The following is a 26,427-nucleotide window of genomic DNA, read 5'->3' on the forward strand; positions in this document are numbered from 1 at the left end:
GCCCCCTCCCCGCGTCACCGGAGGCTACGGCCGCAGGCCGTGCTCCCGCGTCGCCCCCTCCTCGACCGCCCGGTCGAGGCGGGCGTCGAAGCGGGCCAGCGGCTGCGCCGCCTGCTCGGCCGGGGCGGGGACGCCGGCCCAGGCGAGGATGCGGGCGGTGGCCTTCGCGCGCTCGGCCTCGACCAGGCCGTCCACGTTCGCGCCGTGGTTGGCGCCCGGGGCCACGTACACGTAGCTGTCGCGCGCGCCCTTGCCCAGGCGGAACTTCTCGGATCCCCACGGGTCGTTGCCGCCGTAGACGAAGAGCATCTGGCGCGCGTTGTTGCGGACCCAGGAGTCCACGTCCTTCATGGCGCGCGGGTCGAACTTCATCGGGATCTCACGCGGCACGAAGTTGCGGGCGGGCTGGTAGCCGTAGCGGCTCAGGCCCTTGAGGTGCGGCTGCTTGATGAAGGGCGCGCCGAGCTGGGTGGCCGCCTGGTAGTAGTACGGCGTGTACGTCTCCAGGCCCTGGTCCGTGTAGGCGGCCCAGCCGGAGTAGGCGTCGATCGTGTCGTACACCTCGTCGTCGGTCGCCGTCCTCGCGACCGGGATCTGGTCGCAGACGTCCTGGCCGTAGTACTGCCAGAAGCCCCACACGAAGTCGAGGACGACGGCCTCGTAGGCCTTGTCGAGCGTGCCGACGGTGTTGAAGGTGGCGCCCTCGGCCTCGGCCCAGGCCTTGTACTTGGCCTGGAGGGGGCCGCGCCGGACGAGCGCCTCGCGCTGGAGGTCGTTCAGGCGGTCGCGGCACTCCTTGGTGCCGACGGTGGCGAAGAAGCGGTCGTAGGCCGAGTCCTCGTCGTTGACCACGTCGTTCGGGGCGACGTAGGCGACGACGCCGTCCATGTCGCGCGGGTAGAAGCGCTCGTAGTAGGTGGCGGTCATGCCGCCCTTGGAGGCTCCGGTGGAGAGCCACTTCTTGCCGTAGATCTTCTTCAGGGCGGTGAAGATCCGGTGCTGGTCGCTGGCGGCCTGCCAGATGTTCAGCTTCGACCAGTCGGCCGGCTGCGGCCGGGACGGGGTGAAGAAGCGGTACTCCATGGAGATCTGGTTGCCGTCGACGATCCGGGTCGGCTCGGCTCGGCTCGGCGTGGTGCTCAGGTTGTATCCGCTGGTGCGGAAGACGGTGGGGCGGTCCGTGTCCTTGTGGAGGACCGAGATCCGCTGCTGGAACGTGCCCTTCCACGGGCGCGCGTGGTCGATCGGCTGTTCGTAGTTCAGAACGAAGAAGCGGTAGCCGGCGTACGGCTTCTCCTCGATCAGGGTCATCCCGGGGATCGCCAGGATGCGGTCCTTGATGTCCTTGGCGGCCACCCGGTCGGCGGCCCTGCTCGGCGAGTCGGCGACGGACGCGGTGTCGGTGTCCGTGTCCGCGGCGGTGGCCACGCCGGTCGCTCCCACGGTGCCTATGAGCACCGAGAGCGACAGCAGCAGCCTGAGCGACGTGCGCATGCACCCTCCCCATGATTCACAACGGTGTCGCGAACCTAGCGGGGGCAACGTGTGGACCGCCAGACCCAGTTGGTCCTTACTGGGGAACTTTCCTGCGCATCAGCACAGGATCCGGACCGTCAGCACAGGATCCACCCCGTGGACGCCCCCCGGCCGGACACCGCGCCCGCCGCCCGGACGCAGCGGTTGAGGGCGTGGACGGTGAGGGGCCCGGCCTGGCGGTCGAAGCGGCCGGACTTGACGGCGGGGCGCCCGCCGCGCGGCTGGAGCGAGACGGACATGGCCCGGCGGGCCGCCGGGCCCCGGCCGACGGTGACGGCGCAGACGTACTGCCGGGTCCGGTAGAGGCGCAGTTCCCCGGTGGGGAAGGCGATCGTCCGGGTGGGCCGCCCCTGGCAGACGGAGGCGGCGTCGGCGGTGCCGGCCCCCGGGCCGCCGGGGAAGGGCAGCAGGAGCAGCGCGAGGGCGGTGAGCAGCGGTACGAGGACACGGGCGGTCGTCCGCCGCCCGCGCCGTGCGGTCGGCGTGTCGTCCGTGGCCATGCGGCCCCCTCCCGGGTGAAGCTCCGTACGGGCGTACGGATCTACGACGCGCCGGGGGGCCGAACGGTTGCCCCCGCCCCGGCTCAGGCCTCGACCCGCGCCGGCTCCGCCTCCCCCACGAAGGTGCTCCAGAGCTTCGCGTACCGCCCGCCCAGGGCGAGGAGTTCGTCGTGGGTGCCGTCCTCCGCGACCCGCCCGTGGTCCATGACGACCACCCGGTCGGCGCGGGCGGCCGTGGTCAGGCGGTGGGCGACGACGAGGGTGGTGCGGCGGCCCGCGATGCGGTCGGTGGCCTGGTTGACCTGGGCCTCGGTCGCGAGGTCCAGGGCGGCCGTGGCCTCGTCCAGGAGCAGGACGTCCGGGTCGACCAGCTCGGCGCGGGCCAGGGCGATGAGCTGGCGCTGCCCGGCGGAGAGGTTCCGGCCGCGCTCGGCCACCTCGTGGAGGTAGCCGCCGTCGAGCGTGGCGATCATCTCGTGGGCGCCGACCGCGCGGGCCGCCGCCTCCACCTCGGCGTCGGTCGCCTCGGGCCGCCCGTAGGCGATGGCGTCGCGGACCGTCCCGGCGAAGAGGTACGCCTCCTGGGGGACGACCCCGAGCCGGTGCCGGTACGCGGTGAGGTCGAGGTCCCGCAGGTCGGTGCCGTCGGCGGTGACCCGGCCGCCCGTGGGGTCGTAGAACCGCGCGACCAGCTTGACCAGGGTGGACTTCCCGGCGCCGGTCTCGCCGACGAAGGCGACGGTCTGCCCGGCGGGGATGCGCAGGTCGACCCCGGTCAGGGCCGCCTCTCCCCCGTCGCCGACGTCGTTGCCGTACTCAAAGGAGACGTCCTCGAAGGCGATCTCGCCGCGCAGCGAGGGCACGTCCCGGGGCGCGTCGGCGGCGGCCGTCGACGTGGGCTCCTGGAGGAGCTCCTGCATCCGCTTCAGGGAGACGGCGGCCTGCTGGTAGCCGTCGAAGACCTGCGAGAGCTGCTGCACGGGCGCGAAGAACAGGTCGATGTAGAGGAGGTAGGCGACGAGGGCGCCGGTGGTGAGCGTCCCGGCCTCGATGCGGTTCGCGCCGACGACCAGGACGGCCGCGGCGGCGGCCGAGGACAGCAGGGTGACGAACGGGAAGTAGATCGAGATGAGCCACTGGCCGCGGACGCGGGCCTCGCGGTAGGAGTCGCTGCGCTCCGCGAACCGCTCGGCGCCGTCCCGCTCGCGGCGGAAGGCCTGCACGATCCGCAGCCCGGCGACCGACTCCTGGAGGTCGGCGTTGACGACGCTGATCCGCTCGCGCGCCAGCTCGTACGCCTTCACGCTGGAGCGCCGGAAGAAGTACGTGGCGACGGCGAGGACCGGCAGGGTCGCGAAGACCACCAGGGCGAGCTGGAGGTCGAGCACGAGCAGCGCGACCATGATCCCGAAGAAGGTCACGACGGAGACGAAGGCGGTGACCAGGCCCGTCTGGAGGAAGGTGGACAGGGCGTCCACGTCCGTGGTCATCCGGGTCATGATCCGGCCGGTCAGCTCGCGCTCGTAGTAGTCCAGGCCGAGCCGCTGGAGCTGGGAGAAGATCTTCAGGCGCAGGGCGTAGAGGACCCGCTCGCCGGTGCGGCCGGTCATCCGGATCTCGGCGGTCTGCGCGACCCACTGCACGAGCACGGTCAGCAGGGCGAGCGCGGAGGCCGCCCAGACGGCGCCGATCGCGAGCCGGTTCACGCCCTCGTCGATGCCGTGCCGGATCAGGACGGGCAGCAGGAGGCCGGTGCCGGCGTCGAGGGCGACCAGGCCGAGGCTGATGAGCAGCGGCAGGCCGAAGCCCCGGAGCAGCCGGCGCAGGCCGTACGCGTCCTCGGGGGCCACGGCCCGCGCCTCGTCCACGTCGGGGACGTCGGTGGCGGGCGGCAGGGCCGCGACGGCGGCGAGCAGTTCGGGGGTGGCCCCGGGCACGGGGCTCTCCCGGCCCGCGTCCCCGTCCCGTACCCACAGGGCGGGGGTGATGCCGCGCTCGGCGTCGAACTCGGCGTCCAGCTCGTCCCGCAGCGTGTGGTCCTCGGCGGGTGCGGGCGGGGTGACGTGGCCGGGCGAGACGGCGCCCAGCTCCTCGGGGTCGGTGAGCAGGCGCCGGAAGAGCGGGGAGCGCTCCTCCAGCTCCTCCTGGGTGCCGATGTCGGCGAGGCGTCCGCCGTCGAGGACGGCGATGCGGTCGGCGAGGTTGAGGGTCGAGCGGCGGTGGGCGATGAGCAGGGTCGTACGGCCCGCCATGACCGACTTCAGGGCCTCGTGGATCTCGTGCTCGACGCGGGCGTCCACGGCGGAGGTGGCGTCGTCGAGGAGGAGCAGCCGGGGGTCGGCGAGGATCGCGCGGGCGAGCGCGACGCGCTGGCGCTGGCCGCCGGAGAGGGTCAGCCCGTGTTCGCCGACCTTGGTGGCGTACCCGTCGGGCAGCTCGGCGATGAACCGGTCGGCCTGGGCGGCGCGGGCGGCCGTCTCGATCTGCTCGTCGGTGGCGTCCGGGACGCCGTACGCGATGTTGGCGCGGACCGTGTCGGAGAAGAGGAAGGAGTCCTCGGGGACCAGGCCGACGGCGGCGCGCAGCGAGTCGAGGGTCAGCTCGCGCACGTCGTGGCCGCCGACGAGGACGGCGCCCCGGGAGACGTCGTAGAAGCGGGGCAGGAGGAGGGAGACGGTCGACTTGCCGGAGCCGGAGGCGCCGACGACGGCGACGGTCTCGCCGGGCCGGATCTCCAGCGAGAACCCGTCGAGGACGGGCCGCCCGTCCTCGTACGCGAAGGAGACGTCGTCGAACTCGACGGTGGCGGGCGCGTCGGCCGGCAGCTCCTTGGTGCCGTCCTTCACCACCGGCTCGGTGTCGATGAGGTCGAGGACGCGTTCGACGCCGGCGCGGGCCTGCTGGCCGACGGTGAGGACCATGGCGAGCATGCGGACCGGGCCGACGAGGGAGGCCAGGTAGGAGGAGAAGGCGACGAAGGTGCCGAGGGTGATCTGCCCCTGGTAGGCGAGCCAGCCGCCGAGGGCGAGGACGGCGACCTGGCCGAGGGCGGGCACGGCCTGGAGGGCGGGGGTGTACCGGGAGTTCAGCCGGACCGTCCGCAGCCGGCCGGCGAAGAGCCTGCGCCCGGCCTCGCGGATCTTGCCGGTCTCCTGGTCCTCCTGCCCGAAGCCCTTGACGACCCGGACGCCGGACACGGCCCCGTCCACGACCCCGGCGACCAGGGCGGCCTGCTGCTGGGCGTGCCAGGTGGCCGGGTGGAGGCGGGTGCGGCTGCGCCGGGCGATGTACCAGAGGGCGGGGGCGACGGCGAGGGCGACGAGGGTGAGCGGCGGGGAGAGCCAGGCCATGACGCCCAGCGAGATCAGGAAGAGCAGGACGTTCCCGATGGTCATCGGGAGCATGAAGAGCAGGCTCTGGATCAGCTGGAGGTCGGTGGTGGCCCGGCCGACGACCTGCCCGGTGGACAGCTCGTCCTGCCGTCGTCCGTCGAGCCGGGTGATCGTGCCGTACATGTCGGTGCGCAGGTCGTGCTGCACGTCGAGCGCCAGGCGCCCGCCGTAGTAGCGGCGGACGTAGGTGAGGGCGTAGACGAGGACGGCGGCCCCGATCAGGAGCCCGGTCCAGGTGGCGAGGTCCCGGGTCTTCGTCCCGATGACGTCGTCGATGATCACCTTGGTGAAGAGCGGCACGAGGGCGAGGACGCCCATGCCGACGAGGGACGACCCGAGCGCCAGGAGCGTGTTCGCCCGGTACCGCCAGGCGTACCCGGCGAGCCTGCGCGCCCACCCCTGCTGTTTCTCCCCGACCGCCACGTGTGACCTCCCGTACGTCCTGCTCTACCGGAAGCCCCAACGCGGCCGACGTGCGATTTCATCCCGCCGCAACAAAGACGGGACCGTGGTCCTAGGACCCTTCCCGGCGTCCGGCGGGCGTCAGCAGTAGCAGTTGCTCGCGTAGTACGCGAAGGCGAGGACGACCGTGGTGGTGACGACGGCGGCGCTCGCCAGGCGTCCCTTGCGGTGCCGCTCGGAGCCCCGGAACATCTCCCAGAGGCCGTACCCCGTGAAGAGGGCGAAGAGCCCGCCACCGGCGCCGGTCAGAGCCGGGCTCACGCTCCAGCCCCAGGCAGCCAGGAACACCAGGCCGACGAAGAGCCCACAGGCCAGGAACTGCAGCACCAGTTCGCCCGCGGTCTCGACAACGAACTCCTTCAGAAACTCCACGCCCCTTCCCGCCACGACTCCCCCTCGCGCACCCACCACGAACCGTCGGCGGGAAGGACCCGCGCGGGGCCGGAAGGGTTGCCCCCCGGGGCCGTCCTACAGGTGCGTCGGTTCGAACATCCGCAGCAGGGCCGGGAGGACCACCACCGAGGGGCCCGGGGTCGCGAGGGACTTCGCGAGGTCGGCGGTCAGGGTGTCGGGGGTGGTGAGGACGCCGGGGACGCCGAAGGACTCGGCGAGGGCGACGAAGTCCGGGCGGGTCAGCTCGGTGCCGGTGGCCTCGCCGTACGCGTCGGTCATGTACTCGCGCAGGATGCCGTAGCCCCCGTCGTCCACGATCAGCCACGTCACGTCGAGCCCGTACTGCCTCGCCGTCGCCAGCTCCGCGAGCGAGTACATCGCGCCGCCGTCGCCGGAGACCGCCAGGACCGGCCGGGAGGGGTCGGCGACGGCCGCGCCGAGGGCGGCGGGGAAGGCGTAGCCGAGGCCGCCGGCGCCCTGCGCGGAGTGCATGGTGTTCGGGTGCCGGGCGTCGAAGGCCGACCACGCCCAGTACGCGAGGATCGTCATGTCCCAGAAGCTCGGCGCCCGGGCCGGAAGCGCCTCGCGCACGGCGGCGACGACCCGCTGCTCCAGGCCGAGGTCCTGGGCGTCGATCCGGTCCCGGACCCGGCCGAGGACGGCCGCGACCCGCTCGGGGGCGGTCGGGTCGGTGCGCTCCCCGACCGTCTCCAGGATCGCCTGGAGCGCGAGCCGGGCGTCGGCGTGGATGCCGAGCGCCGGGTGGTTGGACTCCAGTTTCCCCGCGTCCGCCTCGATCTGGATCACCCGGCCGCGCGGGGCGAAGGTGTGGTAGTTCGAGGACAGCTCGCCGAGCCCGGAGCCGACGACGAGGAGGACGTCGGCGTCCTCCAGGAAGTCGGTGGTGTGCCGGTCCTCCAGCCAGGACTGGAGGGACAGCGGGTGCTTCCAGGGGAAGGCGCCCTTGCCGCCGAAGGTGGTGACCACGGGCGCGTCGATCCGCTCCGCCAGGGCCCGCAGCTTCCCCGACGCGTCGGAGCGGACGACCCCGCCGCCCGCGACGATCACCGGCCGCTCGGCGTGCGCGAGCAGATGCGCGGCCACCGCCGTCAGCTCGGGGCGCGGCACGACGTCCTCGGGGGTCGCGTCCATCGCGGTGACCACCGGCAGCGTCGTCTCCGCCGTGAGCACGTCCTGCGGGATCTCCACCCATACGGGCCCGTGCGGGGCGGTGAGCGCCGACTCCCAGGCGGCGGCGATCGCGGAGGGGATCTGGGACGGCGTACGGGCCGTGTGGACGGACTTCACGACGTCCCGGAAGGAGGCCTGCTGGTCGCGCAGCTCGTGCAGGTAGCCGCGCCGCCCGCCGCCGAGCCCGGCCGCCGGGACCTGGCTGGCGATCGCGACGACCGGCGCCGAGGCGGCGGCCGCCTCCTGGAGCGCGGCGAGCGACAGGAGCGCGCCGGGCCCGGTGGAGAGCAGCAGCGGGGCCGCCTCGCCGGTGATCCGGCCGTACGCGTCGGCGGCGAAGCCCGCGTTGTTCTCGGCCCGCAGACCGACGTACCGCAGCGGGGAGCGGCGCAGCGCGTCGAACGTGCCGAGGGCGTGCTGCCCGGGGAGCCCGAAGACGGTGGTCGCGCCGAGCCCGGACAGGGTCTCGACGACGAGGTCCCCGCCGGTCCGCCCCGGGGGCGGGTTCAGGGCCGCCTCGATCTGGGCGGGCGTGGGGCGCAGGACCAGGTCGTGGTCGTGGGTCATGGCGGGTCCCTCGGGGCGGTGGCGGGGTCGGTCGGGTACGGCTGACAGCCACAAGTGTCGCGCGGGGCGGGAGCGGGGGCGGCCCGTGCCCCGCCCGGGACGGGGCCGCACCCCGCCCCGCGCGTCCGCCGGCTACTTCGCCGCGCGGCCGGCCGCGATCTGGCGGGACATGATCGTCGTCAGCTCGTACGCCGTGTGGGAGGCGGCGACGGCGGTGATCTCGGCGTGGTCGTAGGCCGGGGCGACCTCGACCACGTCGGCGGAGACCAGGTTGCAGGAGGACAGGCCCCGCAGGATCTCCAGGAGCTCGCGGGAGGTCATGCCGCCCGCCTCGGGGGTGCCGGTGCCGGGCGCATGGGCCGGGTCGAGGCAGTCGATGTCGATGGAGATGTACAGCGGGCGGTCGCCGATGCGCTGGCGCAGCTGGTCGGCGACCTCGTCGGCGCCGCGCCGGTAGACGTCGGCCGAGGTGACGATGCCGAAGCCCATCTTCTCGTCGTCGGTGAGGTCCTGCTTGCCGTACAGCGGGCCGCGCGTGCCGACGTGCGACAGCGCCTCGGTGTCGAGGATGCCCTCCTCGACGGCCCGGCGGAACGGGGTGCCGTGGGTGTACTCGGCGCCGAAGTACGTGTCCCAGGTGTCGAGGTGCGCGTCGAAGTGGAGCAGGGCTACGGGGCCGTGCTTCTTGGCGACCGAGCGGAGCAGCGGGAGCGCGATGGTGTGGTCGCCGCCGAGGGTCATCATGCGGGCGCCGGTGCCGAGGAGTTCGTCGGCGGCGGCCTCGACGGTCTCGACGGCCTCGTTGATGTTGAACGGGTTGGCGGCGATGTCACCGGCGTCCGCGACCTGCGCGAGGGCGAACGGGGAGGCGTCCTGCGCCGGGTTGTAGGGGCGGAGCAGGCGGGAGGCCTCGCGGATGGCGTTGCCGCCGAAGCGGGCACCGGGCCGGTAGGAGACGCCGCTGTCGAAGGGGACGCCGACCACGGCGACGTCGGCGGTGCCGACCTCGTCGAGCCGCGGCAGCCGGGCGAACGTCGCGGGACCGGCGTACCGCGGGACGCGGGACGAGTCGATCGGGCCGCGGAAGGCGTTCTGGTCGCTGCTCATGGTCGGGTCCTCCTGCAAGGTGGGGTGGGGGCTCCGGCGCGCCGGACACCACGACGGTAGGCGGTGGAAAAGCGGCGCAGAAGTGTACGTTTCCTCCACTGTACGAGCGCGTGGTGTACGAAGGGTCCATGACGACGAGCCCCGCGCACCCCGCCTCCACTCCCCCGGCCCCGCCGGTCCCGCTGGCCGCGCTGCTGGCCCGCCGGGATCTGGGCCTGCGGCTGCTCGCCGGCCCCGGGGACGTGCCGCTGCACTGGGTGCACACCTCGGAGATGGCCGACCCGTACCCGTACCTGCTCGGCGGGGAACTCCTGATGACGGCGGGCGTGCAGCTCACCGATCCGGCGCGGTACGTGGAACGGGTGGTGGAGGCGGGGGCGGCGGCGCTCGCGTTCGGGGTGACGCCGGTGTACGACACGGTCCCGGCGGAGCTGGTCGAGGCCTGCGAACGCCGGGGCCTCCCGCTCCTCGAAGTACCGCCGCGGACCCCGTTCACGGCGGTGGCGCGGGCGGTGTGGCGGCTGATGGCGGAGGCCCGGCTGCGCGAGCTGCGCCGGGTGACGGAGGCCCAGCAGTCCCTGGCGACGGCGGCGGCCCGGCCGGCCCCGGTCCCGGCGGTCCTCGGCGCGCTCGCCGCCCGGCTCGGCGGCCGGGCGGTGCTCCTGGCCCCGGACGGCACGGAGTCGGCGGCGGCCGGCCGGGAGGTCCCGCCCGAGGCGTCCCGGGCGCTGCGGGAACTGGCGGGGGTCCTGGGCCCGCGCCCCGGCGCCCCGGCGTCGGCGAGCGGGGAGAGCGAGGGCCTGCGCCTGGCGGCGTACGCCCTGGGGAGCGGCGACGGCCCGACTCTGGGGGTGGCGACGGACCGGCGGGACCCCGGCGACCACACGATCACGGGCGTCGCGGTGGTCCTGCTCTCCCTCCTGACGGCCCCGCACCGGGGCGCGGACGCGGCGGTACGGGACGGGGCCCTGGTCCGGCTCCTCCTGGGCGCCTCCCCGGCCGAGGCGGCGGCGGACCTGGACCCGGGCCCGTGGACGGTGGTCCACGCGCGGGGCGGCGACGGCACCCCGTTCGCGGCGGCGGACCTGGCGGCGTCGCTGGGGACGGCGCTGGTGGCCTCCGGCACCGGGGCGGAGGCCCTTGGGGAGGCAGGAGCGGCCCGTGTCTCCGGGGCGGCCCCCGCCTCCGTACGACTCCTTCTGCCCGCTTCTTCCCCCGTCACCGCGCGCCCCGGCTGGCTCCTCGGCGTCTCCGCCCCGGCCGGGGCCGGGGACCTCTCCGCCGCCGACCGGCAGGCGGCCCGGGCCCTGCGCCGCGCGGAGGCGACCAGGAGGCCCCTGGTCCGCCACCGCCCGGGCGGCCTCGCGTCCCTGGTGGACCCGGACGAGGCCGCCGCCCACGCCCGGACCCTCCTCGCCCCCCTGAACGAACCCCTGAGGGAGACCCTGCGCGCCTGGCTCTCCCTCCACGGCAGTTGGGACCGGACGGCGGTGGCCCTGGACGTGCACCGCAACACCGTCCGCCAGCGCATCACCCGCTGCGCGACCCTCCTGGACCGGGACCTGGACGACCCGGACGTACGGACGGAGCTGTGGTTCGCGCTCCGGTGAGGGCTCACTGCCCGGGGTGCTCGGCGCGGACGGCCACCGTCGCGAGCCGCGCACCCCGGCTCCGCGCGACCCGGTGCACCTCGCGCAGGGACTCCGCCAGGCGGGCGACGACGTAACGGAGTTGCTCGGGGGTCGCCGAGCGATCGCCCAACAGATCCTCCACGTGCCCGAGCAGATCGACGGCCATGCCGAGCTGCACGCTCTCGACGTTGTCGGCGACGCGGGAGACGTACCCCTCGCCGTCACCGACGAGGTAGCAGGGCTTGCCCCCGTCACCGGTCCAGGGGAGCAGACGGGCGCCGTCCGTGGTGTGCGGGTCGGGCATCCGGGCGACACGGTGCAACACGTCTTCGACTCCTGCGCGGTCGGGGTCCACGCCCCGGGCCGTTCACGCCGGCCGCGGGGGACTTCGCTCCGTAGCGATTCCCTCACAGCGTGAGACCGCCGGGGCTACCCTGAACAGGGGGTTCGAGGTGACGGGCCTTTTGTCACGGAGGAGTCGACGATGAGCAACGTCTACGGGGAGTGGCTGAAGGCGCGACGCGGGGCCGCCGGCCTCACCCAGCAGGAGCTGGCCGACATCGCGATCATGACCCGTTCGCACATCGCCCACATCGAGGCGGGCCGCCGGATCCCGTCCCGGGAGGACGCGCGGAGACTGGACGCGGCGCTGGGCACGGGCGATGTCCTGCAGAGCTTCCTGCCGCAAGAGGACGACACGATCGCGGACTACTTCGAGCCCGCCCGCCAGCTCGAACAACAGGCGACCATGATCAGGGAGTTCGGGTGCACCTTCGTACCCGGCATCCTCCAGACGAGGAGATACGCGGCCGCGGTCCTGGGCACGACCTTCCCTCCCAGGAGCGACGAAGAACGTGACAGGCACGTCGTCACACGGATCGAGCGGTCCAAGATCCTGGCGGATCCGGTGACGCCCGTGGTGTGGGCGCTGCTGGACGAGATGGTGCTACGGCGTCCGGTCGGCGGCCGGGAGGTCATGGCCGAGCAGATCGCGCACATCGTCCGGTTGGCGGAGAGCAGGCGCGTACGCGTGCACATCCTCCCCCTGAGCCTCGGCGTCCATCCGCTCATGCAGGGCATGCTGACGTTGATGTGGTTCGAGGACCAGCCACCGGCCGCGTACAGCGAGGGCGTCTCGTTCGGCAAGCTGCACGACTCCCCGTCCGTGGTCCAACGCCTGCAAAGTGTTTACGATCTGGCGCTGGGCGACGCACTGCCCTCACAAGAGTCACTGACCCTCATGCGGGCGATCGCGAAGGAACACGAAGACCATGAGTAAGCCCACGATCCCCGACGCCTCCACGTTGAACGGCTGGCGCAAGTCGTCGTACAGCGGGAACGAGTCCGGAAGTTGCGTGGAAGTCCTGGACAACCACCCGGCAGGCGTCCCGGTCCGGGACTCCAAGTCCCCCCACGGCCCCGCCCTCCTCTTCCCCTCCGGCGCCTGGTCGTCGTTCGTGACGGCCGTGAAGGCAGACGGCTGACTGCCCGGTCACCCGCACCCGGCCAGGCCCGAGACCTCGACAGCGGATGGCTTAGCGCTGCCGCGCAAGGACGTACCGCTCGCCCGAATCCGGCTCGCCGATCCAGGTGAAGACCGTCGGGTGTTCCTCCGTACCGCCGATGTCCCAGCCGAAGGACAGGCCCTCGCAGTCCGCGATGCCGAGCTCGTACGGCCGATCGACGCCCTCGTTCTCGGCCAGCTGCCATTTCCCGGTGCAGTCGCGCGCACCGGACCGCTCGCCCGTGGCCCCGTGCTCGTTGACGCCCTTCGCCGTCACCGTGCCGTCCGCCTCGAAGCGGAGGCTTCCGCCGTCGCCGTCCGTCCAGGTGCCGACCATGTCGGCTTCAGTGAGCCGGGGCGGTTCGTAGATCTTGAGGATCCCGGAGCCGTACGCCGCGGCCCCGGCCGCAAGCGTCACCGCGAGCAGCCCCAGACCGCCCAGCGCCACGCTCCCGAGCACCCGCCATCGGGCCCCGGGCTTTCCGGGGTTCCCCGCCGCCCGGGCGTACAGGGTCGCGGGTGCCGACCCGATGATGAGGCCGAGGGCAAGGACGGGGTAAACGAGCAGGTCGCCGGGGCCGTCGAAGCCGGCCGGGAGGATGCAGGAGCCGATGAGCAGCGCGAGGGCGACGGCGACGACCGCCACAGTGGCCAGGGTGAGCCGCCAGCTGTCGCGCCGACCCGTACGGCGGGCCACCGCACGCCCGAGGAGGACGAGGGGAAGCACCGCCGTCGCCGAACCGACCAGCCCTGCGATCGTCGAAATGACTGCCAGCAGCACGAGCGCGAATACGGCGCCGAACAGCCATCCGAGGCCGCCTTCGCCTCCGTGGGACTCGAACTGCAAGCTGTACAGGATGCCGACCAGCGCGGCGATCACGGCCTCGGCCCCGATTGCCACAGCCCCGACGGTGAACACCGCGGCGTTCCCGCCGTCCGGAGGCCGCACGGGCATGAACCCCTGCGGCGGCACACCCGGATTCCCAGGAGCCCCCGGCGGTGTCGGCTCCCATGTCGGCGGCGTGGTCTGCGTCATGCGTCCCCCTGTGTCCAGGCACATCATGCACCCGGGCACACCGGCGTGATCAAAGGGGGGAGCGAAGCGCTCGCTTCCCGCGATCGAGCAGCGACCCCGAGCCTCGCACCCGGAACCGGCGGGCGGTCGCGGCATCCCTCAGAGCGGGCCAGAGCTCCGCCAACCACGGTTCCGTCCCCGTGGAAGGCGGCAGCCCCGGGGGCAAGGAGTCGTGGAGGCGGGCCGTCTCGGGCTCCGGATCCCGGCAGCGCACCAGGGTTTCCGGTACCTTCCCCTCCGGCGCGGCCGCCGAGACGCTCCGGAGGAACATGACGTTCGCCGCCACGGGCCAGTGAGGCTGATCGTCCGTTCCCGTCACGCCCGAGGAGCCGTCGTTCCCCGTGGCGAGCGCCCAGGGGTCGGGGGCCAGGAACCTCACCTCCCCCACGCCGGTGAAGGACGCCGCGGCCGGCCCTCCGGCCGTCAGCGCCTCGTACGCCGGCGTCTGACCGCCTCGGGCGCCGCCGCCCACTCCCCGTCGAAGTTCCCCGTGATCCGGCAACCTCTCACATCGCCGGATCCGGAGACCTCCGTGCGGGGAACATCAGGGCCAGAGCTTGTTCACGGCGGTGGTCGTGGTCTTCCGGAAGGCCTTCAGCGGGGCGTCCTTCAGGTCGCCCATCTGGCCCCAGCGGACGAGGGTGACGGTGCGTCCGTCGCGGCCGACGGAGAAGAGGTGGACGTCGGTGCTGCCGATCTGCGGGTCGGCGGTGTCCAGGCTGTACACCCAGGCGCCCTCCTCGACGGCGAGCTTGCCGTGGTAGGCGCTGACGGCGTCCAGACCCGGGTTCTGCTGCTCCAGGAGGGGCCCGCAGCCGGCGAGGGCCTTGCGGAGCGTGGCGACCAGCTTCACGGCGTCGGCCTCGGTGCGGGCGACGGTGGTGACCTGGACGCCGTTGGTGTCGAGCTCGGTGCTGAACTCGCGGTAGCGGGTGTTCTGCGCCGGGATCTTGTACGGGGCGCAGAGGACCCCGCCGTTCTCCGGGACGCCGGCGAAGACCTGGGTGGCGGTCCACGGCGTCGACGACGGCGGCATCTGGGAGGCGGCCAGGAAGGCGGGCTGGGCGGCGGCCTGCGCCGGGGCCGTGGCGAGGGCCGCGAGGCCCAGGGCGGCAGCGGCGGTCGCGGCGAACGCGGTGCGGAGCTTGTTCATGGTGGTGGATCCCCCGTGGGTCGTTCGGTCAGTGCTCCACCAGCGTCGGGGGCGGCGCCCGCCTCCCGCAACGGCGACGCGCCCTTCACCCGTCCCGGAACCATTCCACCCCCGCTGACGTGCAAGGACGTGAAGGGTGGGACGCACGGTCAAGGGGGATGGAATGCCGAAGGACACCGCCGTCGAGGAGTTCGCACGGCTCGTGCGCGCGCTGAAGGCGCGGGACGGGAGGAGTTACGAGGCGCTGGGCCGGCGCCTGAGCGTCAGCGCGTCCACCCTCCACCGCTACTGCTCCGGCGCGACCGTCCCGGAGGAGTACGCCGTGGTCGACCGCCTCGCCCTGCTGTGCGGGGCGGACGAGGAGGAGCGGCGGGCCCTGGAGACGGCCTGGACGGAGGCGGACCGCGCCCGCCGCCGGGCGGCTCCGCCCGTACCTACGCCCGCGCCTACGTCTGTACCGTCCGCGCCGGAGCCGAGCCCGGAGCCGAAACCTGAACCGGAACCGTCCGCGCCGGTGTCGAGCCCGGACCCCGAACCGACCGCGCCGGAACCGAGCCCCGCCCCCGAACCGGCCCCGGCCGCGCCGGAGGCGCCCCGCCCCCGCCGCACCCCCTCCCTCCCCGCCCCCCTCCTCGTCACCGCCGCCGTAGCCCTCGTCGTGCTCGCCCTCGCCGCCGCCCTGCTCGGCCACCCCTCCCGCACGCCTTCCGCCCCCACCACAGCACCCACCTCCTCCCCCTCCCCCGGAAAGGAACAGCCCCTCCCCTTCACCTGGACCATCGGCTCCCAGCTCTGGCAGGGCGACTGCGGGCACACCTACCTCGTGGACCGGGCCCCGCGCGCGGTCGCCCCGCCGCCGGTCACGGCCGACGCCAGGGCGTGGGCGGGGGCGCACGGGGCCGTGCACGGCGGGGAGACGCTGGTGCGGGTCACGGTCCAGGGCCGTTCGCCGTCCACCGCCGTCGTCCTCCACGCCCTGCACGTCCGCGTGGTCGGCCGGGCCGCGCCGCCGCCGTGGGACGCGTACCGGATGGGCGAAGGCTGCGGCGGCGCCGTCACCCCGCGCCACTTCGCCGTGGACCTCGACCGGCCGCGCCCGCTCGCCCGGCCCGTCGACGGGCACGACGCCTCCGGCGCCGAGTCCCGGACGATCCCGGCCGTGTCCTTCCCGTACAAGGTCACCGCCTCCGACCCCGAGGAGCTGCTCGTCTCCGCGCGGACGGCGGGCTGCGACTGCCGCTGGTACCTGGAGCTCGAATGGAGCAGCGGGGACCGGTCGGGGACGGTAAGGATCACGGATGGCGGGAAGCCCTTCCGTACGAGCGGGATCGCGGGGAGGCCGGCGTACGCGTACGACACCGTCGAAGGGCGCTGGATCACAGCCGCGGAGTCTGGACAGAGCGGGTGACCGGTGGGTAACTTCGTCCGGTAAAGGCTGAGCAAGCGCTTAGGCAGATGCCCGGGCGTCGGAGCGACCGGCCGGACCAGGACAGGAACCGAAGGAGGCGGCTCGTGCGCCGTACCGTATTCAACGAGGACCACGAGGCGTTCCGGGAGACCATCCGGGCCTTCATCGAGGCCGAGGTCGTCCCGGTCTACGACGAGTGGTTCGCGGCCGGCCAGGCGCCCCGCGACTTCTACTACAAGCTCGGCGAGCTGGGCATCTTCGGCATCAACGTGCCCGAGGAGTTCGGCGGCGCGGGCCTGGACACCCACAAGTTCGAGGCCGTCCTCTACGAGGAGACCTCGCGCGCGGGCGTCCAGTTCGGCGGCTCCGGCGTCCACGTCCTCCTGGCCCTGCCGTACATCAAGATGCTGGCCACCGAGGACCAGAAGAAGCGCTTCCTGCCGAAGTTCGTCTCCGGCGAGGAGATGTGGGCGCTCGCCATGACCGAACCGGGCACCGGCTCCGACGTCGCGGGCATGAAGACCACCGCCAAGCTCTCCGAGGACGGCACCCACTACGTCCTCAACGGCGCCAAGACCTTCATCACCGGCGGCGTCCACGCCGACCGCGTGATCGTCTGCGCCCGCACCTCCGCCCCGTCGGCCGAGGACCGCCGCTTCGGCATCTCGCTCTTCGCCGTGGACACCAAGTCCGAGGGCTACTCGATCGGCCGCAAGCTCGACAAGCTCGGCCTGAAGACCTCCGACACCGCCGAGCTGGCGTTCGTCGACGTCAAGGTCCCCGTCGAGGACCTGCTCGGCGAGGAGGGCAAGGGCTTCTACTACCTGGGCCACAACCTCGCCTCCGAGCGCTGGGGCATCGCCTTCGGCGCCTACGCGCAGGCCAAGGCCGCCGTCCGCTTCGCGCAGCAGTACGTGCAGGAGCGCACGGTCTTCGGGAAGCCGGTCGCGCACTTCCAGAACACCAAGTTCGAGCTGGCCGCCTGCCAGGCCGAGGTCGACGCCGCCGAGGCCGTCGCGGACCGCGCCCTGGAGGCCCTGGACGCGGGCGAGCTGACCCCGGCCGAGGCCGCGAGCGCCAAGCTGTTCTGCACCGAGGTCGCCCACCGCGTCATCGACCGCTGCCTCCAGCTGCACGGCGGCTACGGCTACATGAACGAGTACCCGATCGCCCGCCTGTACGCCGACAACCGCGTCAACCGCATCTACGGCGGCACCAGCGAGATCATGAAGTCGATCATCGCGAAGTCGATGGGCCTGTAAGTGCCCGAGGCGCACGACGCCCCGGGCATCCAGGCCGCCCCGGACACCCCCGGGGCCCTGGACGCCCTGCTCGATCTGCTCGACCTGGAGCGGATCGAGCGGGACATCTTCCGGGGGCAGTCCCGGTCCGCGCTCGTCCCCCGCGTCTTCGGCGGCCAGGTGGCCGCCCAGGCGCTGGTGGCGGCGGGCCGGACCGTGCCCGAGGATCGCCTCGCGCACTCCCTGCACGCGTACTTCCTGCGCCCCGGCGACCCCGGCGCGCCGATCGTGTACGCGGTCGACCGCATCCGGGACGGGCGCTCCTTCACCACCCGCCGGGTCGTCGCCGTCCAGCACGGGCAGCCGATCTTCCACCTCTCCGCCTCCTTCCAGGCGTACGAGGACGGGCTCGACCACCAGGCGGACATGCCGGCCGCGCCGGACCCGGAATCGCTGCCGACGGCCGCCGAGATGCTGCCCCGGCACCTGCCGGAGGACGTGGCCCGGCGCCTGGTCGAGGCGCGGGCGGCCGTGGACCTGCGGTACGTGGACACCCCGCCGTGGGGCTCGGTCGGGGAGCCGCGCGAACCGCGCTCACAGGTCTGGTTCCGCACCAACGGCAAACTGGCCGACGACCCGCTCCTGCACGTCTGCCTGGCGACGTACGTCTCCGACATGACGCTGCTCGACTCCGTCCTGCTCGCACACGGGCGGGGCGGCTGGGCCGTCGGGGACGTGGTGGGGGCCTCCCTCGACCACGCGATGTGGTTCCACCGGCCCTTCCGGGCCGACGAGTGGCTGCTGTACGACCAGGAGTCGCCGTCCGCGGCCGGCGGGCGCGGCCTCGGGCAGGCCAGGATCTGGACGCGGGACGGGAAGCTGGCCATCTCGGTCATCCAGGAGGGTGTCGTTCGCGTGCCGCGCCCGTGACCGGGCATACGTTCCGATCATGGGACGAGAGGTAAGAAGCGACACGGGCGACGGGAACGGCGAGAGCACCTTCACCGTGATCGTGGCGGCGGCGGCGAACCTCGGGATCGCCGCCGCCAAGGCCGTCGCGGGCCTGGTCAGCGGGTCGAGCGCGATGATGTCGGAGGCGGCCCACTCCCTCGCGGACACGGTCACCGAGATCATGCTGCTCACCGCGCTCCGGCGGAGCGGGAAGCCGGCCGACGAGGACCATCCGGTCGGGTACGCGGGCGAGCGGTACGTCTGGGCGATGCTGGCGGCCGTCGCGACCTTCGTCGGCGGCGCGGTCTTCTCCGTGTACGACGGGATCCACACCCTCACCCACGGCGAGGAACTGGGCGACCCGCTCGTCTCGTACGTCGTCCTCGCCGTCGCCTTCGTCCTGGAGGGCTTCTCGCTGCGGACCGGGCTCCGGCAGGTCCGGGCCGAGGCGAGGGAACGGAAGTCCCCCTTCTTCACCTATCTGCGGCGCACCCCCGACACCACCGTCAAGGCGGTCGTCCTGGAGGACTCGGCCGCCCTGGTCGGCCTGCTGCTCGCGGCGGGCGGCCTGCTGGGCGGGCAGCTGTCCGGCTCCGGCGTCTGGGACGGCGTCGCCTCGATCCTCATCGGCGCGCTGCTCGTGTACGTGGCCTGGGTGCTCGGCCGCTCCAACGCCGAACTGCTCGTCGGCCGCCCGCTGCCGAAGGAGATGCGGGACGCCGTGCGCGCGGAGCTGCTCGCCGTCCCGCAGGTCGAGGCGGTCCTCGACCTCACGACCCTCATCCAGGGGCCGGGCGAGGCCCTGGTCGCCGCGAAGATCGACTTCCGGGACGGGGTCCCGGCCGAGGAGGTCGAGCGGGCCTGCGAGGAGGCCGAGACCCGCCTCCGCGCGCGCGTGCCGGCGGTCCGCCGGGTGTACCTGGACCCGACGCCGGGCGGGGGGCGGCGGGGGCGGGAGAGGGACTGAACCGGCGGCTCAGCCCAGACCGGCCGCGTCGAGCAGGTACGCGGTCAGCGGCTCGTAGTAACGGGGGTCCAGGACGTGGTCGTCGAGCGGGACCGTGACCTGCATGGTGCCCTCGGCCTCGCCCAGGAAGAGGGCGGGGTCGTTGCAGTCGGCGTACCCGATGGAGTCGATGCCGCGCTGGCCCGCGCGCCCGGCCCAGCCGTGGTCGGCGACCACCAGGTCGGGGGCGGGCTCGCCCAGGACCTCCAGGCCGTCCAGGATCGCGTTCATCGGCTCCGGGGAGTGGGTGTGCCAGAGGCTGGCGCCCCGCTCGAAGACGGCGACGTCGGCGAACTGCACGACGTACCCCTCGTCGGCGATCAGGCCGCCGGGGATGCGGACGATGTCGCAGCCCCGGGCGCGCAGCGCGGCCGCGACGCGGCTGTGGACGTCGATCAGGGAGCCGGGGTGGCCGGTCGCGAAGAGGACCCGCTCCCGCCCCTCGGCGGCCTTGCGCAGCCGGGCGGCCATCCGGTCCAGGGCGTCCACGGTCAGCTCGGGGTCGATGGTGTCCTGGCCGGTCCGGTGGGCCGGGTCGTCGACGACGCCGCACCGCTCGGCCATCACGGCGAGCACGTCCTGCTCGTCGGCCCACCGGTCCCCGAGTTCGAGCCCGAGCCAGTAGTGCCGGTCGCCGTTGGCGAGTCTCCGGTAGTGGGAGAGGTTGTTGTCGCGCGGGGTGGCGACGTCTCCCGCGATCCGGGTGCGGACGAGGTGCTCGACGAGGGCGGGGCGGCTGAGTATCGGCATGCCCCACATTCTGTCCGAGCCCCGGGGCCACCGGGGGCCGGATTCCGCCTCCTGGACGCTCCGGGTCCCCCGGCGGCGGGCCGGCCGGCCGTCCGGCGGCCCGGAGGCCCCCGGACGGGTTCAGCCGGCCGCCAGCGCCCCGAAGGCCCCGTGGGCAAGGCGTCGCAGCAGGCGCTCCATGGGGCGGCGGCCGAGGGCGGCCAGGTGGGGGGTGGAGTTGAGGAGGCCGAAGACCGCGTGGACGGCGGTGCGGGCCTCGCTCTCGGGGGCGTCCGGGTACAGCTCGCGGACCGTCGCCACCCACAGTTCGACGTACTGCCGCTGGAGCTTGCGGACCCGCTTGCGGTCCTCGTCCTTGAGCCGGTCCAGCTCCCGGTCGTGGAGGATGATCAGCGGCCGGTCGTCGAGGGCGAAGTCGATGTGCCCGTCGATGAGGGCGCCGAGCAGGGCCCGGGGGTCGCCGCCCGCCTCCCCCGCCCGCAGCCGGCCGCCGTCGAGCAGCCGCTCGCTGATGCCGACGAGCAGTTCGGCGAGCATCGCGTCCTTGCCGGGGAAGTGCCGGTAGAGACCGGGGCCGCTGATGCCGACGGCGGCCCCTATCTCGTCCACGCCCACGCCGTGGAAACCGCGCTCGGCGAAGAGGCGGGCGGCCTCCTTGAGGATCTGCTCGCGGCGCGTGGGGGCGTCGATCCTGCCGCCGGCGGTGGTAGTCGTGGCCATGGCATCGATTCTAGACAACCCCGTTAGCGGTCGTTAACCTGTCCGCCATACGTTAACGCTCATTAACCGGACAAGGGAGATCGGTCGATGCAGCAGGCACCCGTGCTGTCGAGTGCGGCGGATCCCGCCTCGCCGGCCTGGCAGGCGAACGAGGCCGCCCACCACGAGCTGGCCGCCACCCTGCGCGCCAAGCTCGCGGCGGCCGCGCTGGGCGGGGGCGAGAAGGCCCGGGCGCGGCACACCGCGCGCGGCAAGCTGCTCCCCCGGGACCGGGTGGACACGCTCCTCGACCCGGGCTCGCCGTTCCTGGAACTGGCCCCGCTCGCGGCCGACGGCCTGTACGGCGGCCAGGCCCCGGCCGCCGGCGTCGTCGCGGGCATCGGGCGGGTCTCGGGCCGCGAGTGCGTGATCGTCGCGAACGACGCCACCGTCAAGGGCGGCACGTACTACCCGATGACGGTGAAGAAGCACCTGCGGGCCCAGGAGGTGGCCCTGGAGAACCGACTCCCCTGCCTCTACCTGGTCGACTCCGGCGGCGCCTTCCTGCCGATGCAGGACGAGGTCTTCCCCGACCGGGAGCACTTCGGCCGCATCTTCTACAACCAGGCCCGGATGTCCGGCGCCGGCATCCCGCAGATCGCGGCCGTCCTCGGCTCCTGCACGGCCGGCGGCGCGTACGTCCCCGCGATGAGCGACGAGGCCGTGATCGTGCGGAACCAGGGCACGATCTTCCTCGGCGGCCCGCCCCTGGTGAAGGCCGCGACCGGCGAGGTCGTCACCGCCGAGGAGCTGGGCGGCGGCGAGGTGCACTCCCGGATCTCCGGCGTCACCGACCACCTCGCCGAGGACGACGCCCACGCCCTGCGGATCGTCCGGAACATCGTCGCCACCCTCCCCGAGCGCGGCCCGCTCCCCTGGTCGGTCGAGCCCGCCGAGGAGCCGAAGGTCGATCCGTACGGGCTGTACGGGGCCGTGCCGGTCGACTCCCGCACCCCCTACGACGTGCGCGAGGTCATCGCCCGGGTCGTGGACGGCTCGCGCTTCCAGGAGTTCAAGGCCGAGTACGGGCAGACCCTCGTCACCGGCTTCGCCCGCATCCACGGGCACCCGGTCGGGATCGTCGCCAACAACGGCATCCTGTTCGCCGAGTCCGCCCAGAAGGGCGCGCACTTCATCGAGCTGTGCGACCAGCGCGGCATCCCGCTGGTGTTCCTGCAGAACATCACCGGCTTCATGGTCGGCAAGGCATACGAGCACGGCGGCATCGCCAAGCACGGCGCCAAGATGGTCACGGCCGTGGCCACCACCCGGGTCCCGAAGCTGACCGTCGTCGTCGGCGGCTCGTACGGCGCGGGCAACTACTCGATGTGCGGCCGGGCGTACTCCCCCCGCTTCCTGTGGATGTGGCCCAACGCCAAGATCTCCGTCATGGGCGGCGAGCAGGCCGCCTCCGTCCTCGCGACCGTCAAGCGCGACCAGCTCGGCGACGACTGGAGCGCGGAGGAGGAAGAGGCCTTCAAGGCCCCGATCCGCGAGCAGTACGAGACCCAGGGCAGCGCCTACTACGCGACCGCCCGGCTCTGGGACGACGGGGTCATCGACCCCCTGGAGACCCGGCAGGTTCTCGGCCTCGCCCTGACCGCCTGTGCCAACGCGCCCCTGGGAGACCCCCAGTTCGGCGTATTCCGGATGTGAGGGGTTCTCGGAGCATGTTCGACACCGTTCTTGTGGCCAACCGGGGCGAGATCGCGGTCCGGGTCATCCGCACCCTGCGGGAGCTCGGCGTCCGCTCGGTGGCCGTGTACAGCGACGCGGACGCCGACGCCCGGCACGTGCGGGAGGCGGACACGGCGGTGCGGATCGGTCCGCCGCCGGCCGCCGAGTCGTACCTGTCGGTCCCCGCCCTGCTCGACGCGGCCCGCCGCACCGGCGCGCAGGCCGTCCACCCCGGCTACGGCTTCCTCGCCGAGAACGCCGGCTTCGCGCGGGCCTGCGCCGAGGCGGGCCTCGTCTTCATCGGCCCGTCCGCCGAGGCGATCTCCCTGATGGGCGACAAGATCCGGGCCAAGGAGACCGTGAAGGCGGCGGGCGTGCCCGTGGTCCCGGGCGCCGCCGACCCCGAACTGGCCGAGGCCGCCCGCGAGCTGGGCGCGCCCGTGCTGCTCAAGCCCAGCGCGGGCGGCGGCGGCAAGGGCATGCGGCTCGTGCGGGACCTGGCGGTCCTGGACGAGGAGATCGCGGCGGCCCGGCGCGAGGCCCGCGCCTCCTTCGGCGACGACACGCTGCTCGTGGAGCGGTGGATCGACGGGCCCCGGCACATCGAGATCCAGGTCCTCGCCGACACCCACGGCAACGTGATCCACCTCGGGGAGCGCGAGTGCTCGCTCCAGCGCCGCCACCAGAAGATCATCGAGGAGGCCCCGTCCGTCCTCCTGACCCCGGAGCTCCGGGCCGCGATGGGCGCGGCGGCGGTCGAGGCGGCCCGGTCCTGCGGCTACGTGGGCGCGGGCACGGTCGAGTTCATCGTCCCGGGAGGCGACCCCGCCTCGTACTGCTTCATGGAGATGAACACCCGGCTCCAGGTCGAGCACCCGGTGACGGAGCTGGTCACCGGCATCGACCTGGTGGAGTGGCAGCTGCGGGTCGCCGCCGGTGAGCCGCTGCCCTTCGCGCAGGAGGACGTCCGGCTGGACGGCTGGGCCATCGAGGCCCGGATCTGCGCCGAAGACCCCTCTCGCGGCTTCCTGCCGTCGGGCGGCACGGTCCTGGCGCTGCACGAGCCGCAGGGCAACGGCGCGCGGACGGACTCGGGCCTGAGCGAGGGCACGGAGGTCGGCAGCCTGTACGACCCGATGCTGTCGAAGGTCATCGTGCACGCCCCGGACCGCCCCACGGCCCTGCGCCGGCTGCGCGCGGCCCTCGCGGACACGGTCACCCTGGGCGTCCCGACGAACGCGGGCTTCCTGCGGAGGCTGTTGGCCCACCCGGACGTGGCCTCCGGAGACCTCGACACCGGCCTGGTGGAGCGCGAGGCCGAGGGGCTCGTCCCCAAGGACGTACCGGCCGAGGTGTACGCGGCGGCGGCGGCCGTACGGCTCGCGGAGCTGGCCCCGGCACCCCGGGACGGCTGGACGGACCCCTTCTCGGTGCCGAACGGCTGGCGCCTGGGCGGCACTCCGAACCCGCCGGCCTTCCCCGTACGCGTACCGGGCCTCGAACCGGTGACGGTGGAGGCGCCGCCCGGCGCCCGGGTCGCGGACGCCTCGGTGACGGTCGTCGTGGACGGGGTCACCCACACGTTCCACCGGGCCGGCGCCTGGCTGGGCCGCGACGGCGACTCCTGGCACGTGCTGGACCACGACCCGGTGGAGGCGGCGCTCGGCGGGGCCGGGCGCGGCGGGGCGGACACGCTGGCCGCGCCGATGCCCGGGACCGTGACCGTGGTGAAGGTGTCCGTCGGGGACGAGGTGGAGGCCGGGCAGAGCCTGCTCGTCGTGGAGGCGATGAAGATGGAGCACGTCATCTCCGCCCCGCACGCCGGCACCGTCACCGAGCTGGACGTCACGCCCGGCACCGCCGTCGCGATGGACCAGGTCCTGGCCGTCGTCACCCCGCACGAGACCTCCGGGGAGGAAGCGTGACCACCGGACTGCCCATGACCGTCCCCGGCGCCGGGCTCCCCGCCCGGGTCCGGATCCACGAGGTGGGGGCCCGCGACGGCCTCCAGAACGAGAAGGGGGCCGTCCCGACCGAGGTGAAGGCGGAGTTCGTCCGCCGCCTCGCCGCCGCCGGGCTCGGCACCGTCGAGGCGACCAGCTTCGTGCACCCCAAGTGGGTGCCCCAGCTGGCCGACGCCGAGGACCTGTTCCCGCTGGTCCGCGACCTCCCGGTCCGCCTGCCGGTCCTGGTGCCGAACGAGCGCGGCCTCGACCGGGCCCTCGCGCTCGGCGCCCGGGAGATCGCCGTCTTCGCCTCGGCCACCGAGTCCTTCGCCAAGGCCAACCTGAACCGGACCGTGGACGAGTCCCTCGCGCTCTTCGCGCCGACCGTCGTCCGGGCCATAGAGGCCGGCCTGAAGGTGCGCGGCTACCTGTCGATGTGCTTCGGCGACCCGTGGGAGGGCCCGGTCCCGGTCGAGCAGGTCGTCCGGGTCGCCCGGGCGCTGGCCGACATGGGCTGCGACGAGCTGAGCCTCGGCGACACCATCGGCGTGGCGACCCCCGGCCACGTCGAGGCCCTGCTGACCGCGCTGAACGAGGCGGGCGTCCCCACCTCCCGCATCGCCGTGCACTTCCACGACACCTACGGACAGGCCCTGTCCAACACCCTGGCCGCGCTGCGGCACGGGGTGAGCACGGTCGACGCCTCCGCCGGCGGCCTCGGCGGCTGCCCGTACGCGAAGAGCGCGACCGGCAACCTCGCCACCGAGGACCTCGTGTGGATGCTCGACGGCCTCGGCATCGAGACCGGGGTCGATCTGGCCGCCCTCACCGCCACGAGCGTGTGGATGGCCGAACAACTGGGCCGGCCCAGCCCGTCCCGCACCGTCCGCGCCCTCTCCCACAAGGAGTGAAGGAACCCATGTCCCTCGACCACCGGCTCTCCGCCGAACACCAGGAACTCCGCCGCACCGTCGAGGCGTTCGCCCACGACGTGGTGGCCCCGAAGATCGGGGACTACTACGAGCGGCACGAGTTCCCGTACGAGATCGTCCGCGAGATGGGCCGCATGGGCCTGTTCGGGCTGCCGTTCCCCGAGGAGTACGGCGGCATGGGCGGCGACTACCTGGCCCTCGGGATCGCCCTGGAGGAGCTGGCCCGGGTCGACTCCTCGGTGGCCATCACCCTGGAGGCGGGCGTCTCGCTCGGCGCGATGCCGCTGCACCTGTTCGGCACCGAGGAGCAGAAGCGGGAGTGGCTGCCGAGGCTGTGCGCGGGCGAGGTCCTGGGCGCGTTCGGCCTGACCGAGCCCGGCGCCGGGTCGGACGCGGGCGGCACCCGCACGACGGCCGTCCGCGACGGCGACGAGTGGGTGATCAACGGCTCGAAGTGCTTCATCACCAACTCCGGCACGGACATCACCGGCCTGGTGACGGTCACGGCGGTCACCGGCCGCAAGCCGGACGGGCGCCCGCTGATCTCCTCGATCATCGTCCCCTCCGGCACCCCGGGCTTCACGGTCGCCGCCCCGTACTCGAAGGTCGGCTGGAACGCCTCGGACACCCGCGAGCTGTCCTTCGACGACGTCCGGGTGCCGGTCGGGAACCTGCTCGGCGAGGAGGGCCGGGGGTACGCGCAGTTCCTCCGCATCCTGGACGAGGGCCGGGTCGCCATCGCGGCGCTCGCGACGGGCCTCGCGCAGGGCTGTGTGGACGAGTCCGTGAAGTACGCGAAGGAACGTCACGCCTTCGGACGCCCGATCGGCGACAACCAGGCCATCCAGTTCAAGATCGCGGACATGGAGACCCGGGCGCACATGGCCCGGATCGGCTGGCGGGACGCGGCCTCGCGCCTGGTCCTGGGCGAGCCGTTCAAGAAGGAGGCGGCCATCGCGAAGCTGTACTCCTCCACGGTGGCCGTGGACAACGCCCGCGAGGCGACCCAGATCCACGGCGGCTACGGCTTCATGAACGAGTACCCGGTGGCCCGCATGTGGCGCGACTCGAAGATCCTGGAGATCGGCGAGGGCACGAGCGAGGTCCAGCGGATGCTGATCGCGCGGGAGTTGGGCCTGTCGGCCTGATCCCGCGCGGGAGAGCCCGTCGTCCCCGTGCGGGGGCGGCGGGCTCCGTCGTGTCCGGGCCCGGCCGCGGGGCACCCCGCCCGATCAGAGAATATGAG

The 26,427-nt window shown here is 73.4% G+C and carries 22 protein-coding genes; 11 read left to right on the forward strand and 11 right to left on the reverse strand.

The window, feature by feature from the left end:
* Positions 1 to 24: 24 nt before the first annotated feature.
* The 6 genes from CP977_RS12350 to speB all read right to left on the reverse strand — a co-directional run bounded on the left by CP977_RS12350 (position 25) and on the right by speB (position 9,148).
* On the reverse strand, positions 25 to 1,494 hold the full coding sequence (locus CP977_RS12350; protein ID WP_062755476.1) for an alpha/beta hydrolase family protein: 1,470 nt from the start codon (positions 1,492 to 1,494) through the stop codon (positions 25 to 27).
* Between the two features lie 119 nt (positions 1,495 to 1,613).
* Entirely contained in the window at positions 1,614 to 2,036 is a 423-nt protein-coding gene (locus CP977_RS12355; protein ID WP_152370095.1) for a hypothetical protein, read from the reverse strand.
* A gap of 83 nt (positions 2,037 to 2,119) precedes the next feature.
* Positions 2,120 to 5,851: an ABC transporter ATP-binding protein gene (locus CP977_RS12360; protein ID WP_109185996.1), complete on the reverse strand. Its 3,732-nt coding sequence runs from the start codon at positions 5,849 to 5,851 to the stop codon at positions 2,120 to 2,122.
* Positions 5,852 to 5,971: 120 nt separating this feature from the next.
* Positions 5,972 to 6,262, reverse strand: coding sequence for a hypothetical protein (locus tag CP977_RS12365; RefSeq protein WP_062755471.1), 291 nt, complete (start codon positions 6,260 to 6,262; stop codon positions 5,972 to 5,974).
* Positions 6,263 to 6,358: 96 nt separating this feature from the next.
* Complete coding sequence (locus tag CP977_RS12370) at positions 6,359 to 8,041, reverse strand: thiamine pyrophosphate-binding protein (RefSeq protein ID WP_062755469.1); 1,683 nt, start codon at positions 8,039 to 8,041, stop codon at positions 6,359 to 6,361.
* Positions 8,042 to 8,173: 132 nt separating this feature from the next.
* Positions 8,174 to 9,148 carry an agmatinase gene (gene speB / locus CP977_RS12375; RefSeq protein ID WP_062755466.1) on the reverse strand — a complete coding sequence of 325 codons (975 nt, stop codon included), beginning with the start codon at positions 9,146 to 9,148 and terminating at the stop codon, positions 8,174 to 8,176.
* A 128-nt stretch (positions 9,149 to 9,276) separates the two neighbouring features.
* Between speB and CP977_RS12380 the strand changes: the two genes are divergently transcribed.
* The gene (locus CP977_RS12380; protein WP_152370096.1) at positions 9,277 to 10,758 is read left to right on the forward strand and encodes a PucR family transcriptional regulator; all 1,482 of its coding nucleotides are present in this window, start codon (positions 9,277 to 9,279) and stop codon (positions 10,756 to 10,758) included.
* 4 nt (positions 10,759 to 10,762) lie between these two features.
* Here CP977_RS12380 and CP977_RS12385 read toward each other — a convergent pair whose 3' ends face one another.
* Positions 10,763 to 11,083 carry a hypothetical protein gene (locus CP977_RS12385; RefSeq protein WP_062755462.1) on the reverse strand — a complete coding sequence of 107 codons (321 nt, stop codon included), beginning with the start codon at positions 11,081 to 11,083 and terminating at the stop codon, positions 10,763 to 10,765.
* A 180-nt stretch (positions 11,084 to 11,263) separates the two neighbouring features.
* Between CP977_RS12385 and CP977_RS12390 the strand changes: the two genes are divergently transcribed.
* Positions 11,264 to 12,058, forward strand: coding sequence for a helix-turn-helix domain-containing protein (locus tag CP977_RS12390; RefSeq protein ID WP_062755460.1), 795 nt, complete (start codon positions 11,264 to 11,266; stop codon positions 12,056 to 12,058).
* Positions 12,051 to 12,263, forward strand: coding sequence for a DUF397 domain-containing protein (locus tag CP977_RS12395; protein ID WP_062755458.1), 213 nt, complete (start codon positions 12,051 to 12,053; stop codon positions 12,261 to 12,263). The genes CP977_RS12390 and CP977_RS12395 overlap by 8 nt, the downstream gene beginning before the upstream one ends.
* Positions 12,264 to 12,314: 51 nt before the next feature.
* Here CP977_RS12395 and CP977_RS12400 read toward each other — a convergent pair whose 3' ends face one another.
* A complete protein-coding gene (locus CP977_RS12400) occupies positions 12,315 to 13,184 on the reverse strand; it encodes a hypothetical protein (RefSeq protein WP_152370097.1) in 870 nt (289 codons plus the stop codon).
* Between the two features lie 718 nt (positions 13,185 to 13,902).
* Positions 13,903 to 14,511: a hypothetical protein gene (locus tag CP977_RS12405; protein ID WP_062755453.1), complete on the reverse strand. Its 609-nt coding sequence runs from the start codon at positions 14,509 to 14,511 to the stop codon at positions 13,903 to 13,905.
* Between the two features lie 163 nt (positions 14,512 to 14,674).
* Here CP977_RS12405 and CP977_RS12410 point away from each other — a divergent pair, with 163 nt between their 5' ends.
* From CP977_RS12410 to CP977_RS12425, 4 genes are all read left to right on the forward strand, one after another.
* Positions 14,675 to 15,919, forward strand: a complete 1,245-nt coding sequence (locus tag CP977_RS12410) for a helix-turn-helix domain-containing protein (RefSeq protein ID WP_152370098.1) — start codon at positions 14,675 to 14,677, stop codon at positions 15,917 to 15,919.
* A 104-nt stretch (positions 15,920 to 16,023) separates the two neighbouring features.
* On the forward strand, positions 16,024 to 17,181 hold the full coding sequence (locus CP977_RS12415; RefSeq protein WP_062755449.1) for an acyl-CoA dehydrogenase family protein: 1,158 nt from the start codon (positions 16,024 to 16,026) through the stop codon (positions 17,179 to 17,181).
* Entirely contained in the window at positions 17,182 to 18,090 is a 909-nt protein-coding gene (tesB, locus tag CP977_RS12420) for an acyl-CoA thioesterase II (protein WP_229991630.1), read from the forward strand. It abuts the gene before it with no gap.
* Positions 18,091 to 18,109: 19 nt separating this feature from the next.
* Positions 18,110 to 19,078, forward strand: coding sequence for a cation diffusion facilitator family transporter (locus CP977_RS12425; protein WP_109186141.1), 969 nt, complete (start codon positions 18,110 to 18,112; stop codon positions 19,076 to 19,078).
* Between the two features lie 9 nt (positions 19,079 to 19,087).
* On the opposite strand, the gene CP977_RS12430 is transcribed toward CP977_RS12425, so the two are convergent.
* Positions 19,088 to 19,867: a phosphatase gene (locus CP977_RS12430; protein ID WP_062757076.1), complete on the reverse strand. Its 780-nt coding sequence runs from the start codon at positions 19,865 to 19,867 to the stop codon at positions 19,088 to 19,090.
* A 120-nt stretch (positions 19,868 to 19,987) separates the two neighbouring features.
* On the reverse strand, positions 19,988 to 20,587 hold the full coding sequence (locus CP977_RS12435) for an SACE_7040 family transcriptional regulator (RefSeq protein WP_062755445.1): 600 nt from the start codon (positions 20,585 to 20,587) through the stop codon (positions 19,988 to 19,990).
* An 87-nt stretch (positions 20,588 to 20,674) separates the two neighbouring features.
* On the opposite strand from CP977_RS12435, the gene CP977_RS12440 reads away from it, so the two are divergent.
* From CP977_RS12440 to CP977_RS12455, 4 genes are read left to right on the forward strand one after another with little or no spacing between them, the layout of a single operon-like run.
* Positions 20,675 to 22,282 carry a carboxyl transferase domain-containing protein gene (locus tag CP977_RS12440; protein WP_062755443.1) on the forward strand — a complete coding sequence of 536 codons (1,608 nt, stop codon included), beginning with the start codon at positions 20,675 to 20,677 and terminating at the stop codon, positions 22,280 to 22,282.
* Positions 22,283 to 22,296: 14 nt separating this feature from the next.
* The gene (locus CP977_RS12445) at positions 22,297 to 24,228 is read left to right on the forward strand and encodes an ATP-binding protein (protein ID WP_062755441.1); all 1,932 of its coding nucleotides are present in this window, start codon (positions 22,297 to 22,299) and stop codon (positions 24,226 to 24,228) included.
* A gap of 14 nt (positions 24,229 to 24,242) precedes the next feature.
* Positions 24,243 to 25,160 carry a hydroxymethylglutaryl-CoA lyase gene (locus CP977_RS12450; RefSeq protein ID WP_152371557.1) on the forward strand — a complete coding sequence of 306 codons (918 nt, stop codon included), beginning with the start codon at positions 24,243 to 24,245 and terminating at the stop codon, positions 25,158 to 25,160.
* An 8-nt stretch (positions 25,161 to 25,168) separates the two neighbouring features.
* A complete protein-coding gene (locus tag CP977_RS12455) occupies positions 25,169 to 26,329 on the forward strand; it encodes an acyl-CoA dehydrogenase family protein (RefSeq protein WP_030210338.1) in 1,161 nt (386 codons plus the stop codon).
* Positions 26,330 to 26,427: the final 98 nt, after the last annotated feature.

Origin of the sequence: Streptomyces cinereoruber, assembly GCF_009299385.1 — a bacterium.
Lineage (GTDB): Bacteria > Actinomycetota > Actinomycetes > Streptomycetales > Streptomycetaceae > Streptomyces > Streptomyces bikiniensis.